The organism is Salipiger sp. PrR003 (assembly GCF_010500785.1).
Taxonomy (GTDB): domain Bacteria; phylum Pseudomonadota; class Alphaproteobacteria; order Rhodobacterales; family Rhodobacteraceae; genus Salipiger; species Salipiger pacificus_A.
Genome location: NZ_JAAGOV010000098.1, coordinates 1 through 15,122, shown reverse-complemented (window position 1 = coordinate 15,122; position 15,122 = coordinate 1). Strand labels below are relative to the sequence as shown.

The window sequence follows — 15,122 nt, the reverse complement described above, 5'->3', positions numbered from 1 at the left end:
CAGGAGGCCCGAATGAGCGACGATTTCAACATGTCCATGCGCAAGTTCCTCAAGCAGGTGGGCGTCACCTCGCAGCAGGCCATCGAGGAGGCCATGCGCGGCAGCGACACGGCCGGGAAGAGTTTTGCCGTGAAAGCCGTGATCACCATCGAAGAGCTCGGTCTGACCCATGAGGTCACGGGCGAGATCAAGGGACAGGAGTAAACCCTTGCCAGCCAGCAGAGAGGCGGTTCAGGCCGTCCTGAAGAGCGTCGCCGATCCGGTTGCGGGCGGCGACATCATGTCGAGCGGCGTCGTGCGCGCGCTGAATGTGGACGAGGCGGGCGCGGTGCGTTTCGTCATGGAGATCCCGCCCAGCCAGAGCGCCGCCTACACCAAGATCAAGGATCAGGCCGAGAACGCGCTCAAGGCCACCGAGGGTGTCTCGGCGGTCTCGATCGTGCTGACCGGCCACACCGAGAAGGCGCCGCCCGATCTGAAGATGCGCAAGGCCGAGCCGCAAGGCCCGCAGCGCATCCCGGGGGTAAACCACATCATCGCGATTGCCTCGGGCAAGGGCGGGGTCGGCAAGTCCACCGTCTCGTCCAACATCGCCTGCGCGCTCGCGCAGCAGGGGCGGCGCGTAGGTCTGCTGGATGCCGATGTCTACGGGCCGAGCCAGCCGCGCATGCTGGGTGTCTCGGGCCGTCCTGCCTCGCCCGACGGCAAGACCATCCTGCCGCTGCGCAACCACGGCGTCACCATGATGTCGATCGGCCTGATGACCAACGAGGATCAGGCGGTGGTCTGGCGCGGCCCGATGCTGATGGGCGCGCTGCAGCAGATGATGATGCAGGTGCAATGGGGCGCGCTCGACGTGCTGATCGTCGATCTGCCGCCGGGCACCGGCGACGTGCAGATGACGCTGAGCCAGAAGGCGCATGTGGACGGGGCCATCGTGGTCAGCACGCCGCAGGACGTGGCGCTGCTCGATGCGCGCAAGGGCATCGACATGTTCAAGCAACTGAACGTGCCGATCCTCGGCATGGTGGAGAACATGAGCACCCACGTCTGCTCGAACTGCGGCCATGAAGAGCATGTCTTCGGCCATGGCGGCGTCGCCGCCGAGGCGGCGAAGCTCGGCGTGCCGCTGCTCGCCGAGGTGCCGCTCGACCTGCAGATCCGCCTCGCCTCGGACGGCGGCGCGCCGATCGTGGTGAGCCAGCCCGACAGCGCGCAGGCACAGGCGTTCCATGCGATCGCATCCGCGCTGGTGGCGCAGGGGGTGGCATGAGCACCACCGACGCGCTTGCCTTCCCGCCCCTTCTGTGGGGCGAGGAGGTGACCACTGATGCCTTTGACCACGCCTGCCAGCGCGCCCTTCTGGGCTGCGATGCCGGGCTGGTCGCCTATCGCATAACCGCCGATGTGCTTCAGGGCGCGCTGGTCTTTGCCCCCGAGGTGCCGCTCAAGCAGGCCCTGTCGATGCTGCCGCTCTGCGGCGTCGGTTTCCAGAACGCGCTTGGCGTCATGGCGCCGCCCGAGGTCTCGGTGCACTTGGACTGGGACGGCGGCATCCGGATCAACGGCGCCGCCTGCGGGCGGTTCCGCTGCATGGCCTCGACGAGCGATCCCGCCCAAGTGCCGGACTGGCTGGTCATCGGCTTCACCCTGCCGCTGATCCCCGAGAGCGACCGTCCCGGCGACACCCCCGACCAGACCTCGCTCTTCGCCGAGGGCTGCGCCGAGGTGCAGCCGCCCGCGTTGCTGGAAGCCTGGGCGCGTCACACGCTGAACTGGGTCAACCGCTGGGAGGACGAGGGCAGCCGCGCGCTGCACACCGACTGGCGCGCACTGGCGCAGGACATGGGCGAGGAGGTCACGCAGAACGGGCTTTCCGGCACCTTCCTCGGCGTCGACGAGGACTTCGGCATGTTGCTGCGCGACGGCGAGACCACCCATCTCATTCCGCTCACCACCCTGCTTGAGCCCGCCCCTTGAAGGATTTTGCATGAAGCTCGCCCGCGCCATCCATTTCGACGAAAGCGACACCCGTGTCTTCGCCTCGCCCGCCCGCACCGGGGAATGGTGCATCTCGGGCGGCTTCGAGTTCTCCAATTGGACCGAGGGCGATCTTACCGGCAAGGCGCGACAGGCCTTTGCCAACGGCTGGCTGGGGCTCGAGACCTTCGGCCGGGTGACCTTCGTCGCGGTGACCAATGCCGAGCCCGCCGAGATGCAGGCGCTGACCGACCTCTTGGCCGAGCACTTCGTGACCTATTACGGCGCGCCTTCGGTCGAGGCCGCGCGCCCGGTCGCCGCCGAAGAGCTGGCGCAGATGGTCGAGCTCTGCGACGACCACCCGGCCAACACCCTGCTCACCGTCGCCCGCGAGCTGACCGAGGCCGGGGTGCGCGAAAGCTACCGGGTGATCGAGGCCAGCGACGCCGGGCTCGAGCAGTTCGCCATTCACGGCTCGCTCGACGACCCGCACGACCACCACCACTGAGCCGCGCCCAAATCCGGCCCCCAAATCGGGCCCGACGATCCAGACTGACCGGGGGCGAGGGCCGTGCTAGGCTCGCTCCGACATGAAAGCCAAGTCCCGCCCGATGATCTCCGTCCGCCTGCGCCTGCTGATCCTTGCGCTTGCGCCGCTGGTCCTGCTGATGCCGCTCCTGCTGCTGCTCGGCATGACCCGCTGGACCGAGGATTACGACAAGGTGCTGGCGGCCAACGTGCAGAGCGACCTGCGCATCGCCGAGCAATACCTCTCGCAGCTCATGGCGCGCACCGGCGAAGAGCTGTCGGGGGTGTCGGGCTCCGTCGCCTTTGCCGAAGCCTTTGCAGACGGCGTGCCGGACCGGCAGTTCCTGCTCAACAAACGCTCTGAACTGCTCCTGGATTTCCTCTACTACCTGCCAGCCTCCGAGGTGCCCGAGGCCGCCGCCGACTGGCCGGTGATCGCCGCCGCGGGGCAGGGCACGACCCGCACCGCCATCGACATCTTCCCGGAAGAGGCGCTCGCGGCGCTGCCGCGCAACCTCGCGGCCCGGGCGCGTATCGATCTGATCAAGACACAGGCCGCCGTGCCCACCGAGCGCAGGGTCGAAGACCGCGGCATGGTGGTTCATGCAGCCAGCCCGGTCTCGCTGCCGGGTCGCGAGGGCGTGCTGGTCGGGGGCATCCTGCTCAACAGCAACCTCGGCTTCATCGATGCGATCAATGCGCTGGTCTATCTCAACCCGGTCACCGGCGGCGCGCGGCAGGGCACCGCGACGCTCTTCCTCGACGACGTGCGCATCTCGACCAACGTGCGGCTGTTCGAGGACGTGCGGGCGCTCGGCACGCGGGTCTCGGCATCGGTGCGGCAGGCGGTGCTGGGCGAGGGGCGGACCTGGCTCGACCGCGCCTTCGTGGTCAACGACTGGTACATCTCGGGGTATCTGCCGCTCACCGACAGTTTCGGCAAGCGGGTTGGCATGCTCTACGTCGGCTTCCTCGAGGCGCCTTTCGCCGAGGCCAAGCGCGCCGCCTACCTGTGGATGATGGCGGCCTTCGCGGCGGTGCTGGCGCTTTCCGCGCCGGTGTTCCTGTGGATGGCCAAGGGCATCTTCGCCCCGCTCGAGCGGATGACCCACACCATGCGGCGGGTGGGCCGGGGCAACCTCTCGGCGCGCATCGGCCCGGTGGGACTGGACGAGATCGGCCAGGTGGCGGCGCATCTCGACGGGCTTCTCGATCAGGTGCAGGACCGGGACCTGAAACTGCGGGCCTGGGCCGAGGAGCTGGAGGACCGGGTCGATCAGCGCACAGCCGAACTGCGCGAGGCCAATGCCAAGCTCGAAGACACCTACCGCCAGCTCGTGATGAGCGAGAAACTCGCCTCGATCGGCGAAATCACTGCAGGGGTTGCGCATGAGATCAACAACCCGATGGCGGTGATCCAGGGCAACGTCGAGGTGATCCGCATGGAACTGGGCCAGGCCGCCGCGCAAGTCGAGACCGAGCTGTCGCTCATCGACCGGCAGATCATGCGGATGGAGGCCATCGTCGGAAAACTGCTGAAATTCGCCCGCCCTGCCGAGTTCTCTGACTGCGGCGAGACCGTCGATCTGGCGCCTCTGGTCGAGGATTCCCTGCTGCTGGTCGAGCACGCGCTGAGCAAGGGCGCGATCACGGTCGAGACCGAACTGCCCGCCCTGCCGCAGGTGGCCATCGACGCGGGCGAGATGCAGCAGGTGGTGATCAACCTCATCCTCAACGCGGCGCAGGCGATGGGCGAGACAGGGCGTCTTTCGCTTTTGCTCTCCGAAGAGGCGCGGGACGGCCTGCCGGGCGTGGCGCTGGTGGTGCGCGATACCGGGCCTGGCATCCCGCCAGAGAACCTGCCGTCGCTCTTCGATCCCTTCTTCACCACCCGCCGCGGCGAAGGCACCGGGCTGGGCCTGTCGATCTCGCAAAGCATCGTGCAGCGGGCGGGCGGGTTGATCACCGCCGCCAATGCGCCGGACGGCGGGGCGGTCTTCACCGTCTGGCTGCCAGAGGCGGGCTGACGGCGGGGCGCGCCGCTCCGCTACGCCGCCGTGACCCGCACCGCCGAGAACTTGAACTCGGGGATCTTGCCGTAGGGGTCGATGGCCGGGTTGGTGAGGATGTTCGCCGCCGCCTCGACATAGGCGAAGGGCAGGAACACCATGTCGGGCGCCACCGCGCGGTCTGCACGGGCCATGACCTCGATCTCGCCGCGCCGTGTCTGTAGCCTGACCATGCCGCCGGGCTCGACGCCGAGCTTGCGCAGGGTCGAGGGGTGCAGCGAGCAGTTGGCGCCGGGCTCCACCGCGTCGAGCACCTTCGAGCGGCGGGTCATCGAGCCGGTGTGCCAATGCTCGAGCTGCCGCCCCGTGGTCAGGATCATTGGGTAATCGGCGTCGGGCGTCTCGTCCGGCGGGATCACCGAGGCGGGGGTGAACCGCGCCCGGCCGCCTTCGCGCGGGAAGCCGTCGCCAAAGACGATGGGCTGACCGGGATCCTCGGGCGAGAGCGACGGATAGGTCACCGCGTCCTCGCGCTCCAGCCGCTCCCAGGTGATGTTGTCGAGCGAGGGCATTCCGCGCGCCATCTCGGCGAAAACCTCGCGCGGGTGGCTGTAGGTCCAGCCCAGCCCCAGCCGCTGCGCCAGCTCGACGGTGATCGCCCAGTCCTCGCGCGCGTCGCCCGGGGGCGTGGCCCCGGCGCGGCCCATCTGCACCTGCCGGTTGGTGTTGGTCACGGTGCCGGTCTTTTCGTAGAAGGCGGCGGCGGGCAGGATCACGTCGGCGTAATTGGCGGTCTCTGTCAGGAAAATGTCCTGCACCACGAGGTGATCGAGTTTGGCCAGCGCGGCGCGGGCATGGGTCACATCCGGGTCCGACATGGCCGGGTTCTCGCCGAGGATGTACATGCCGCGGATCGCGCCATCGTGCACCGCGTCCATGATCTCGGTGACCGTGAGACCCTTCTGGCCGCTGAAGTCTTCCGAGCCCCAGATCTCGGTGAAGGCCGAGCGCACGCCGTCGTCAGTCACGTCCTGATAGTCGGGCAGGAACATCGGGATGAGTCCCGCATCGGACGCCCCCTGCACGTTGTTCTGGCCGCGCAGCGGGTGCAGCCCGGCGCCCGGCTTGCCGACGTTGCCGGTCATCAGCGCGAGGGAGATCAGGCAGCGTGAATTGTCGGTGCCGTGGATGTGCTGGCTGACCCCCATGCCCCAGAAGATCATCCCCGCCTTGCCCTTGGCAAAGGTGCGGGCGACATCGCGCACCGTGGCGGCGTCGATGCCGGTCAGATCCTCCAGCGTTTCGGGGGCGAAACCGGCGAGGTGCTGCTTCTCGTGCTCCCAGTTCTCGGTGAAGCGGTCGATATAGGCCTGATCGTAAAGTCCTTCCTCGACGATCACCGACATGATCGAGTTGAGCAGCGGCACGTCGGCGCCGGGGCGGAACTGCACCATGTGGCTGGCGAAGCGCTTCAGCGCCTGACCGCGCGGATCCATGACGATGAGCTTGCCGCCACGCTTGGCGAACTGCTTGAAGAAGGTCGCGGCGACCGGGTGGTTCTCGATCGGGTTGGCGCCGATGACAATGGCGACATCGGCGTTCTCGATCTCGTTGAAGGTGGCCGAGACCGCCCCCGAGCCGACGTTCTCCATCAGCGCCGAGACCGACGACGCATGGCAAAGTCGCGTGCAATGGTCGACGTTGTTGTGGCCAAAGCCCTGCCGGATCAGCTTCTGGAAGAGATAGGCCTCTTCGTTGGTGCATTTGGCCGAGCCGAAACCGGCCACCGTCTCGCCGCCCTGGTCGCGCAGCTTCGCCAGACCGCTGGCCGCGACCTCCATTGCCTCGTCCCACGACGCTTCGCGGAAGTGGGTGAAGGGGTTGGCAGGATCGACGTTCAGCCCCTTCTCGGCGCCTTCGAGACGGATCAGCGGCTTGGTCAGCCGGTGCGGGTGGTGGATGTAATCGAAGCCGAACCGCCCCTTGACGCAAAGCCGACCCTCGTTGGCAGGGCCGTTGATCCCTTCGACGTATTTGACCTTGCCGTCCTTCAGCTTCAGCGAGACCTGGCAGCCGACGCCGCAGAAGGGGCAGACCGATTGCACCGCCTCATCGAAGTCACGGCTGTCGCCGTGCTGGGCCGCGTCCACCACGGTGGCGGGCATCAGCGCGCCGGTGGGGCAGGCCTGCACGCATTCGCCGCAGGCGACGCAGGTGCTTTCGCCCATGGGGTCGTCCATGTCGAAGACGGGGAAAGCGTCATGCCCCCGGTCCGCCATGCCGATCACGTCGTTCACCTGCACCTCGCGGCAGGCGCGGACGCAGAGGTTGCACTGGATGCAGGCATCCAGATTGACCTTCATCGCCACGTGGCTGTCATCGAGCAGCGGGATGCGGGCCTCTTCGAGCCTGGGGAAACGGCTGTCGGAAACCCCGGTCAGGTCGGCCATGTCCCACAGGTGCGAGCCGCGGTCGTGCGCCTGCGCGCGTTCGGGCTGGTCTGCCAGAAGCAGCTCCATCACAAGCTCGCGCGATTTCTTCGCGCGGGCGCTGTCGGTGGTCACCTTCATGCCCTCGGCGGGCGCGCGGCAGCACGAGGCCGCCAACGTCCGCTCGCCGTCGATCTCGACCATGCAGGCGCGGCAGTTGCCGTCGGGCCGGTAGCCCGGCGCCTCCTTGTGGCACAGGTGCGGGATGGTGGTGCCGAGCCGCTTGGCGACCTGCCAGATGGTCTCTCCGGGGAGGGCGGTGACCTCCTGCCCGTCGAGGATGAAGGAGGTCTGGGGAAGGTTCGATCCGTCAGCCATTGTGTGCAGCTCCGGGGGTCAGGGTCTTGGGAGAGCCGCAAGGAAATGTGCGGCGATATTGGTCCCGGGCCGCGTCCGACTGAGCGGAGGACGGCTGCGGCCCGGGAAAATGCGCGCGGGCAGGGGGACGGGAGGGGACCGCGCGCATCATTTCACCTCCTCGGGGAAGTGCTTCATCACCAGTCGGATCGGGTTCGGGGCCGCCTGGCCCAGGCCGCAGATCGAGGCGTCGGTCATCACCTGGCAGAGGTCCTCGAGCAGCTCCCCGTCCCAGCTTTCGGCCTGCATCAGCTTCACCGCCTTCTCGCAGCCGACACGGCAGGGCGTGCATTGGCCGCAGCTCTCTTTTTCGAAGAACTTCAGCATGTTGAGAGCCGCTCCGCGGGCGCTGTCCTTGTCCGACAGCACCACCACGGCTGCGGAGCCGATGAAGGTGCCATGCGGCTGCAGCGTGTCGAAATCGAGCGGCACGTCGCCCAGCGAGGCCGGCAGCAGCCCCGAGGATGGCCCCCCCGGCTGATAGGCCTTGAACACATGGCCCTCGGCCATGCCGCCCGCGGCCTCGATAAGATCATTGATCGTGCTGCCGGCAGGCAGCACGTAGACGCCCGGATTGGCGACACGGCCGGAGAGCGAGTAGCTGCGCATCCCCTTGCGATCGTTGTGCGCGACCTTGGACTTGATCGCGTGCCCCTCGCGGGCGATGCGGCCGATCCAATGCAGGGTCTCGACATTGTGCACCAGCGTCGGGCGGTCGAAGATGCCCACCTGCGCCACGAAGGGCGGGCGCAGCCGCGGCATGCCGCGCTTGCCCTCGATGGATTCGATCATCGCGGACTCTTCGCCGCAGATGTAGGCGCCCGCGCCGCGGCGCAGCTCGATGAAGCCGGGCTGCACGATCCCCGCCGCCTCGAGCGCGGCGATCTCCTTGTGCAGGATGTGAAGGATCGCCGGATACTCGTCGCGCATGTAGATGAAGCAGGTCTCGGCCTCGACCGCCCAGGCGGCGATCAGCATGCCTTCGAGCATCATGTGAGGCGTGCGTTCGAGATAGAAGCGGTCCTTGAAGGTGCCGGGCTCGCCCTCGTCGCCGTTCACCGCAAGGTAGCGCGGACCGGGGTTGGCGCGCACAAAGCCCCACTTCTTGCCCGAGGGGAACCCTGCGCCGCCCATGCCGCGCAGGCCGGCGGCGAAGATCTCCTCCTGCACCTTCTCCCAGTCGCCGCTTTCGCGCAGGGTCAGCAGCCGGTCATAGCCACCGCCCGCCCGATAGGTCTTGAAGTCCTCGTAGGCGGGGATCACCGGCTCGAAATCGCCCTTGTCGATCGCCGAGCGAATTTTCTGTGGCGTGGCGTGATCGACGTGCAGATGGCCGATCTCGACCGTCGGGCCGGTGTCGCAGCGGCCCATGCAGGGCGCGCGCAGCACGCGGACCTTTGCGGGGTCATGCCCGGCGCAAAGCGCGTCGAAGAGCGCCTCGGACCCCGCCATCTCGCACGACAGCGAGTCGCAGACACGGATGGTCAGATCGGGCGGCGGGGTCTCGCCTTCCTTTACCGGGTCGAAATGGGCGTAGAAGGTGGCGACCTCCCAGACCTCGGCCATCGACAGCCGCATCTCCTCGGCCAACGCGCGCAGGTGGGCCGCCGAGAGGTGGTGGTAGCGGTCCTGGATCAGGTGCAGGAACTCGATCAGCAGATCGCGCCGGCGCGGACGGTCACCGAGCAGCGCCTTCACCTCGTCCCATGCGCGGTCGTCGAGCTGTCGGCCCTTCGGCGTGGCGCGTCCCTTGCCGCCCTTGCGGCCGGATTTCCAGATCCCCTGCTGCTGATCCAGCGCCATCGAATGCCTCCCTGTCGTCGCGGTGGGTATCCGTTCTTGGGGCATAGGGTCATTGCCGGTCAATATCGCTGTGCCGTCAGTTGATAGGCGTTCTCTATCAAAGGCGGCAGCAGACGGATGGACAGCGCCGGGCCGTCTGCTATTGAGAAGGCATGACTTGGGATCAGGAACTTGATGCGCGCGGGCTGCTCTGCCCGCTTCCGGTGCTCAAGGCGCGCAAGCGCCTGCAGGGCATGGGAACGGGCGAGGTGCTGCGGGTGGTCGCGACCGACCCGGCGGCGGTGATCGACGTGCCGCATTTCTGCAACGAGGCCGGCCATGCGCTGGTGGGTCAGGCGGACGAGGGCGCGGCGCAGGTCTACCTGATCCGCAAGGGCTGAGGTCCGGCTTCGGCCTGCCTCAGACCAGCCCGAAGGACGCGTAGGGGATGTAGCGCACCGGCGTACCCGGCGTGACTTCGCGCGCTCCGTCCGGCAGCTCCACCAGCCCGTCCGCCCACGAGAGCCCGCTGATCCGCCCCGAGCCTTCTGAGCCGAAGACCTCCGCCGCGCCGTCTTCGTTCAGCCGTGCCCGCAGGTATTCGCGCCGGCCCGGCTTCTTGCGCTTTTCAAAGGCGGCGGGGACGGTGAACCCCTGCGGCTCGGTCCAGCCCGCGCCGGAAAGAAGCGACAGGGCGGGGCGCGCGAAGATCAGCGCGCAGACCAGCGCCGCCACCGGGTTGCCCGGCAGACCGAAGACCGGCACGCCCTCCCACATCGCCAGCGCCAGCGGACGCCCGGGTTTCAGCGCGATGCGCCAGCTCGACAGGGTGCCGCGGGCGCGCAGCAGCGCCGAGACGTGGTCCTCGTCGCCCGTCGAGGCGCCGCCCGACGTCAGGATCACATCCGCCTCGCGCGCGCCTTCGTGCAGGCGCTCCGCGATTGCCGCGGCGTCGTCGCCGACGTGGCCGAGGTCCACCGGCTCGTAGTGCCAGCCCTGCGCCAGCGACAGCAGCATGGGACGGTTGGCGTCCCAGATCTGATGCGGCGCGGCGGGCAGCTCCGGCGAGGCGATGATCTCGTCGCCGGTCGACAGCACGCCCACCCGCAGCGGACGGTGCACCGGCAGCTCGGCGATGCCGAGCGCCGAGGCCAGCGCCAGGTCGGGCGCGCGCAGGCGGCGGCCCTTGCGCAGGGCAAGATCGCCGGCAGCCATGTCCTCGCCGGCCTTGCGGGTGTTGGCGCGCGGCTTGAGCGGCCCGTCGAAGACCACAGTTGTGCCATCAGTGTTGGTATCTTCCTCGAGCACGACCGTATCGACCCCCTCGGGCAGGATCGCCCCGGTGAGGATGCGCACCGCATCGCCCGGCGGCACGGCGTCGGCATAGGGCTGCCCGGCTGCCGCGCGGCCCGCCACCAGCGGCAGGTGCTGCACGCCGCTGCCGGTTGCGGCATGGGCAAAGCCGTAGCCATCCACCGCGGAGTTCGGCATCGGAGGGTTCGAGCGTTTGGCCGCCACATCCGCCGCCAGCACGCGGCCCGCGGCGCGGGCCGTGGCAATCGTCGTGGTGCCGGTCACCGGGCTGAGCGCGGCGCGCAGCTTGGCGAGCGCCTCGTCGACGGGCACCCAGCTCACGCCCTGCGGCATGGCGAAACAGTCGTCGCGCAGGCGCGGCGGAAGGAGGGGGCTGTCGGGATCGGAGGGCATGGGGGCCTCGCAGGGTTGGGGAAAGGCGCGATGCGCGGCCCGGGTCAGGGTCTCCTCGTGGCCGAGTCCGAGGATCCAGCCTTCCACTGCGTCGCCCTCTCGGGTCATGGCGTCAAGCTGTTGTGGGTCGAGCGCGCGCAGCGCCCCGGCAAGGATGCGTACCTGCGCGCGGTCCTTGATCTCGTCCGGCTCGGCCAGCGCGGCCACGGTCTTCGCGATCAGCGAGGGAAAGAGCTCGACCAGCGTGATCGGCGTGTCGTGCTGCTCGAAGGGGCGGACCGAGAGATCGGCGCCGAAGCGCGCGCGCAGGGCCTGCAGGCGGGGGATTCCGAGCAGCGCCTGCGAGCCGACCGAGCCGGTGGTGTAGAGCTTCCACACCGTCTGCGCGCCGGGGGTGGCGTCGCACGTGCGCCGTTCAGGCATCCTGTGGCCGTCCCGGCGCGTGCCCTTGCTCGGCAGGCGCGGGTCGTCAAACGTCTCGGGGCAGCCCCAGAACGGCCCGATCCCGGGGAAGAGATCGTTCAGCTCGGCGGCGACTTGAAAGCGGTTGTTGGCATTGTCCGGCGCATCCTCGATGCGCGCCGCCAGCGCCTCCCAGAGCCGCAGCGGACCCGGCGTACCGGTGAGCGCCTCGGCAAAGCCCCCCGGATAGGCGAAGGGGAAGTCGAACCCCGCCAGCACCCGCCGCCCGGCATCGCGCTCGGTCTCAAAGAGGGTGGCGAGGGTGTCGGTCGCGTCCGCGCGGGTCCGGTGGTAGCTGGCTTCGACGCTTCCTTCGCGGGCGATGCCGATCCAGATCGCATCCTTCGACGGCTTGGCGGGCGAGGGTTTCGAGGCCCCCGACCAGTCCACGACGACGAAAGTGTCGAAGCTCACAAGCCCACCTCGCGCAGGATGAAATCGGTGATGGCGGCGGTGTCGTCGAGGTCAAAGCGGGGTAGGGCGGTCTCCACCACGCTGTCGGCGGCCACGGCGCGGATGCTGGCGTTGGCGGGCGAGAGCAGCGGTTTGCCGGTCTCGGCGCGATGCGCCTCGATCTTCGGGTGCGGCGCGGTCTTGTAGCCCTCGATCAGCACCAGATCGACCGGGCTCAGCCTGGTCAGCAGCTCCTCCAGCGGTGGCTCGGGCGCATCGCGCAGCTCGTGCATCAGCGCCCAGCGATGCGGCGAGGCGAGCAGCACCTCGTGCGCGCCGGCCTGCCGGTGCCTGTAGCTGTCGCGGCCGGGCTGATCGACATCGGTGCTGTGATGCGCGTGCTTGAGCGTCGAGACCGACAGACCCCGGGCGCAGACCTCCGCCACCAGCCGCTCCATCAGCCCGGTCTTGCCGCAGTTCTTGCTGCCCGTGACGCCGTAGATCCTCACGACGCCAGAGCCTGCGCCCGCGCCAGATCTTCGGGCGTGTTGACGTTGAAGAAGGGATCGAAGGGCTCGGCGGAGAACAGCGCCTCGCCCGCGCCGTGCTGGTCGGTCCAGAGCACAACCTTGCGTAGACCGCCTTCGAGCGCCGCGCGCAGATCGTTTCGCAGCGACACCGGCCAGAGGCCGAACGTGGGGTGCCGGTTGATCTTCTTGCCGCCGCCGGACTTCAGCGCTTCGTCCCCGGAGCGCGGTGTGCAGGCCAACGCCAGCAGGTGCGGCGCCTCCTCGGCGGCGAGCAGCAGGCGCGGTACCAGATCGCAGGGAAAGAAGGGCGTGTCGGCGGCCACCGTCACGATGCTGTCGGCCCCCTGCTCGGCGGCCCAGTCGAGACCCGCCAGCACGCCCGCCAGCGGGCCGGGGAAGCCGGCGATCGTATCGGGCAGCACCGGCAGGCGATAGCGGGCAAAGCGCGCGGCCTCGCCGTTGGCGTTGAGCGCCAGCCCGCCCACTTGCGGCTCGATCCGGTCGATCACGCGTTGCAGCAGCGGCGCGCCGCCGATCTCCAGCAGCCCCTTGTCGCCGCCGCCCATGCGCGTGGCGAGGCCGCCTGCGAGGATCACCCCAAGCGGCTGTTGCAGCGGGCGGCTCATTCTGCGGCCTCACCGGCGGATTTGCGACGGGACTTGCGGTCTTCCTCGGGCACCGAGGCAGGATCCACATCGCGTACCAGCCGTTCCTCGCCCGAAAGACACACGAAGCGTTGCCCACGCATCCGGCCGATCAGCGTCAGCCCCACCTGCCGGGCAATCTCGACGCCCCAGGCGGTGAAACCCGAGCGCGAGGCCAGCACAGGAATGCCCATCAGCGCGGTCTTGATCACCATCTCCGAGGTCAGCCGCCCGGTGGTGTAGAGGATCTTGTCCTCGGGCCCCAGCCCATGTTGGAACATGAAGCCCGAGATCTTGTCGACGGCGTTGTGCCGCCCGACATCTTCCATGTAGACCAAGGGCTTGTCCCGCTCGCAAAGCACGGTGCCATGGATCGCCCCGGCCTCGAGATAGAGCGAGGGGGTGGTGTTGATCTCTTTCCCCAGCGCGTAGAGCCAAGAGGTGCGGACCTCGGCTTGCGGCAGGGATAGCCCCTCGAGCCCCTCCATCATGTCGCCGAAGACGGTACCGACGGCGCAGCCCGAGGTGCGGGTCTTCTTCTGCACCTTTTCCTCGTAGGAGGTCTCGCGAAGGGTGCGCACGACGACGGTCTCGATCTCGTCGTCGTAATCGACGCCGGTCACGACGTCATCGGCGCGCAGCATCCCCTGATTGCGCAGGAACCCCAGCGCCAGATACTCGGGATAGTCGCCGATGGTCATCGCGGTGACGATTTCCTGGCGGTTGAGATAGATGGTGAGCGGGCGCTCCTCGACCACCGAGATCTCGGTCTCGGCACCGGTCTGGTCGGTGCCCGAGATGCGCCGGGTGAGGCGCGGGTCGGCGGGGTTCGGGAGCAGGGGAATTTCGGGCATGCGGGTGATCTTGCGCCTCCTCTGGCCTGCACGTCGGGCATCTTGTAACCTGCGACGCGGAGTTTCAAGGGGACGAGCATGCTTGGGTACGTAACGGGTCTGGGCCGCGGCGAGGTCGATGTGCTGATGCGCGAGGTGGCGGACCGCCTGCGCGCCGAGGGCGTGCCGCTCGCCGGCGCTGTGCAGCACAACATCGAGACCGGGCCGACCAGCAAGTGCCACATGGACCTGCAGGTCCTGAGCGGCACGGACGTCGTGCGCATCAGCCAGGACCTCGGGGCGCTGTCGCGCGGGTGTCGGCTCGATCCGCAGGGGCTCGAAAGGGTTGTCGGGCTGGTGAGCGCCGGGCTGCAGAAGGGCGCGGCGTTGCTGCTGGTCAACAAGTTCGGCAAGCAGGAGGTCGACGGCCGCGGCTTCCGTCCGGTGATCGGCGAGGCGCTGTCGGCGGGCGTGCCGGTGCTTGTGGCAGTGAACGCCGGCAACCTGGATGCCTTCCTCGCCTTCGCCGAGGACCTGGCCGAGCCGCTTGCTCCGGATGTCGATGCGGTGACCGACTGGTGCCGCGCGCGGATCCGCGAGGCGAAGGCGGCCTAAAGCCTCAGAGCCAGATCGTCGCGCAGCGGTTGCCGCTCTCGGCGATGATCTTGGCACCCGCGCTGAGCGCGATCTGCAGCATGGCGCGGTTGTCGTGGGAGAAACTGGCCTCGACGGTCTCGATCCCCATGTCCCGCGCATGGCCGAGCGCGGCGGAAAAGAGCTGCCGCCCGTAGCCGCGCCCCTGGTAGGCATCCTCGACCGAGAGCGCGATCTCGGCATGGGTCTTGGCAACGCGGTAAATCTCGAGCACGGCGCGGGTGTCGCCGTCGGCCTCCAGTCCCAGAACCAGATCAGGACGGCAGGACTCGGCGCGGCGCTTCAGCCACTCGTCGCCGACGCGGCTGTGAAAGCGGCTGCGGATCGCCGCGGCGCTGAGGCGTTTCCAATGGCCATAGAGCAGCGCCGCCGCCCGATGGACGGAGCCTTCGGTCGTTACGGTGGTCAGCACTGCCTCTGCGGTCGCCATGGGTCATCCTTTCTGCACCGGCGGTGAGATAGAGATGGGCGGCCTGTCGGACCACCGACAATTCGGAGATCCCGCCATGCACCCGGGTCATAACAACAACGTGATCAGCTGGCGGCGGCGCTTGGCACAAAAGGCGTGGGACGGAGCCGCGCCGCGGACTTCCTGATCCTGCTGTTTCCACCCCGGGGGGGGCCGCGACTCGAGCGGCGCGGGACATGGTGCCACGCTCACGCCAGGGCCGGCGCGTGCTCAGCCCTTTGTCGCGGCGCGGTACCACTGGACGATCTCGCGGCGCGCCGCCGGGTCCATCTGGATGGCGTTGGG

General features: G+C 68.6%; 14 protein-coding genes. 7 read left to right on the top strand and 7 right to left on the bottom strand.

The genetic code is table 11. The features are described 5' to 3' along the window. Positions 1 to 12: 12 nt before the first annotated feature. From G0D83_RS28275 to G0D83_RS28255, 5 genes are all read left to right on the top strand, one after another. Positions 13 to 204 carry a DUF6494 family protein gene (locus G0D83_RS28275; RefSeq protein WP_108970325.1) on the top strand — a complete coding sequence of 64 codons (192 nt, stop codon included), beginning with the start codon at positions 13 to 15 and terminating at the stop codon, positions 202 to 204. 4 nt (positions 205 to 208) lie between these two features. Further along, complete coding sequence (locus G0D83_RS28270; RefSeq protein WP_108970326.1) at positions 209 to 1,273, top strand: Mrp/NBP35 family ATP-binding protein; 1,065 nt, start codon at positions 209 to 211, stop codon at positions 1,271 to 1,273. Next, positions 1,270 to 1,980 (top strand): biotin/lipoate--protein ligase family protein, encoded by a 711-nt coding sequence (locus G0D83_RS28265; RefSeq protein WP_164197829.1) that lies wholly within the window; start codon positions 1,270 to 1,272, stop codon positions 1,978 to 1,980. The genes G0D83_RS28270 and G0D83_RS28265 overlap by 4 nt, the downstream gene beginning before the upstream one ends. Before the next feature lie 10 nt (positions 1,981 to 1,990). Further along, positions 1,991 to 2,488, top strand: a complete 498-nt coding sequence (locus tag G0D83_RS28260) for a DUF6505 family protein (protein WP_164197828.1) — start codon at positions 1,991 to 1,993, stop codon at positions 2,486 to 2,488. A 103-nt stretch (positions 2,489 to 2,591) separates the two neighbouring features. After that, the gene (locus G0D83_RS28255; protein WP_164198047.1) at positions 2,592 to 4,535 is read left to right on the top strand and encodes a HAMP domain-containing sensor histidine kinase; all 1,944 of its coding nucleotides are present in this window, start codon (positions 2,592 to 2,594) and stop codon (positions 4,533 to 4,535) included. A 20-nt stretch (positions 4,536 to 4,555) separates the two neighbouring features. Here G0D83_RS28255 and fdhF read toward each other — a convergent pair whose 3' ends face one another. Beyond that, positions 4,556 to 7,324 carry a formate dehydrogenase subunit alpha gene (fdhF, locus tag G0D83_RS28250; protein WP_164197827.1) on the bottom strand — a complete coding sequence of 923 codons (2,769 nt, stop codon included), beginning with the start codon at positions 7,322 to 7,324 and terminating at the stop codon, positions 4,556 to 4,558. Positions 7,325 to 7,471: 147 nt separating this feature from the next. Then, positions 7,472 to 9,166, bottom strand: a complete 1,695-nt coding sequence (locus G0D83_RS28245; RefSeq protein ID WP_164197826.1) for an NAD(P)H-dependent oxidoreductase subunit E — start codon at positions 9,164 to 9,166, stop codon at positions 7,472 to 7,474. 152 nt (positions 9,167 to 9,318) lie between these two features. Here G0D83_RS28245 and G0D83_RS28240 point away from each other — a divergent pair, with 152 nt between their 5' ends. Beyond that, on the top strand, positions 9,319 to 9,546 hold the full coding sequence (locus tag G0D83_RS28240; RefSeq protein WP_164197825.1) for a sulfurtransferase TusA family protein: 228 nt from the start codon (positions 9,319 to 9,321) through the stop codon (positions 9,544 to 9,546). Between the two features lie 19 nt (positions 9,547 to 9,565). On the opposite strand, the gene glp is transcribed toward G0D83_RS28240, so the two are convergent. From glp to G0D83_RS28220, 4 genes are read right to left on the bottom strand one after another with little or no spacing between them, the layout of a single operon-like run. Then, a complete protein-coding gene (glp, locus tag G0D83_RS28235) occupies positions 9,566 to 11,728 on the bottom strand; it encodes a gephyrin-like molybdotransferase Glp (RefSeq protein WP_164197824.1) in 2,163 nt (720 codons plus the stop codon). Then, positions 11,725 to 12,216: a molybdopterin-guanine dinucleotide biosynthesis protein B gene (gene mobB, locus G0D83_RS28230; RefSeq protein ID WP_164197823.1), complete on the bottom strand. Its 492-nt coding sequence runs from the start codon at positions 12,214 to 12,216 to the stop codon at positions 11,725 to 11,727. The genes glp and mobB overlap by 4 nt, the downstream gene beginning before the upstream one ends. Further along, on the bottom strand, positions 12,213 to 12,863 hold the full coding sequence (gene mobA, locus G0D83_RS28225) for a molybdenum cofactor guanylyltransferase MobA (protein ID WP_164197822.1): 651 nt from the start codon (positions 12,861 to 12,863) through the stop codon (positions 12,213 to 12,215). The genes mobB and mobA overlap by 4 nt, the downstream gene beginning before the upstream one ends. Then, positions 12,860 to 13,735, bottom strand: coding sequence for a formate dehydrogenase accessory sulfurtransferase FdhD (locus tag G0D83_RS28220; protein ID WP_164197821.1), 876 nt, complete (start codon positions 13,733 to 13,735; stop codon positions 12,860 to 12,862). Before G0D83_RS28220 ends, mobA begins: the two co-directional genes overlap by 4 nt. A gap of 78 nt (positions 13,736 to 13,813) precedes the next feature. Between G0D83_RS28220 and G0D83_RS28215 the strand changes: the two genes are divergently transcribed. Continuing rightward, a complete protein-coding gene (locus G0D83_RS28215) occupies positions 13,814 to 14,329 on the top strand; it encodes a DUF2478 domain-containing protein (RefSeq protein ID WP_164197820.1) in 516 nt (171 codons plus the stop codon). Positions 14,330 to 14,333: 4 nt separating this feature from the next. Here the strand turns inward: G0D83_RS28215 and G0D83_RS28210 are convergent, their stop codons facing one another. Then, entirely contained in the window at positions 14,334 to 14,798 is a 465-nt protein-coding gene (locus tag G0D83_RS28210; protein ID WP_164197819.1) for a GNAT family N-acetyltransferase, read from the bottom strand. Positions 14,799 to 15,122: the final 324 nt, after the last annotated feature.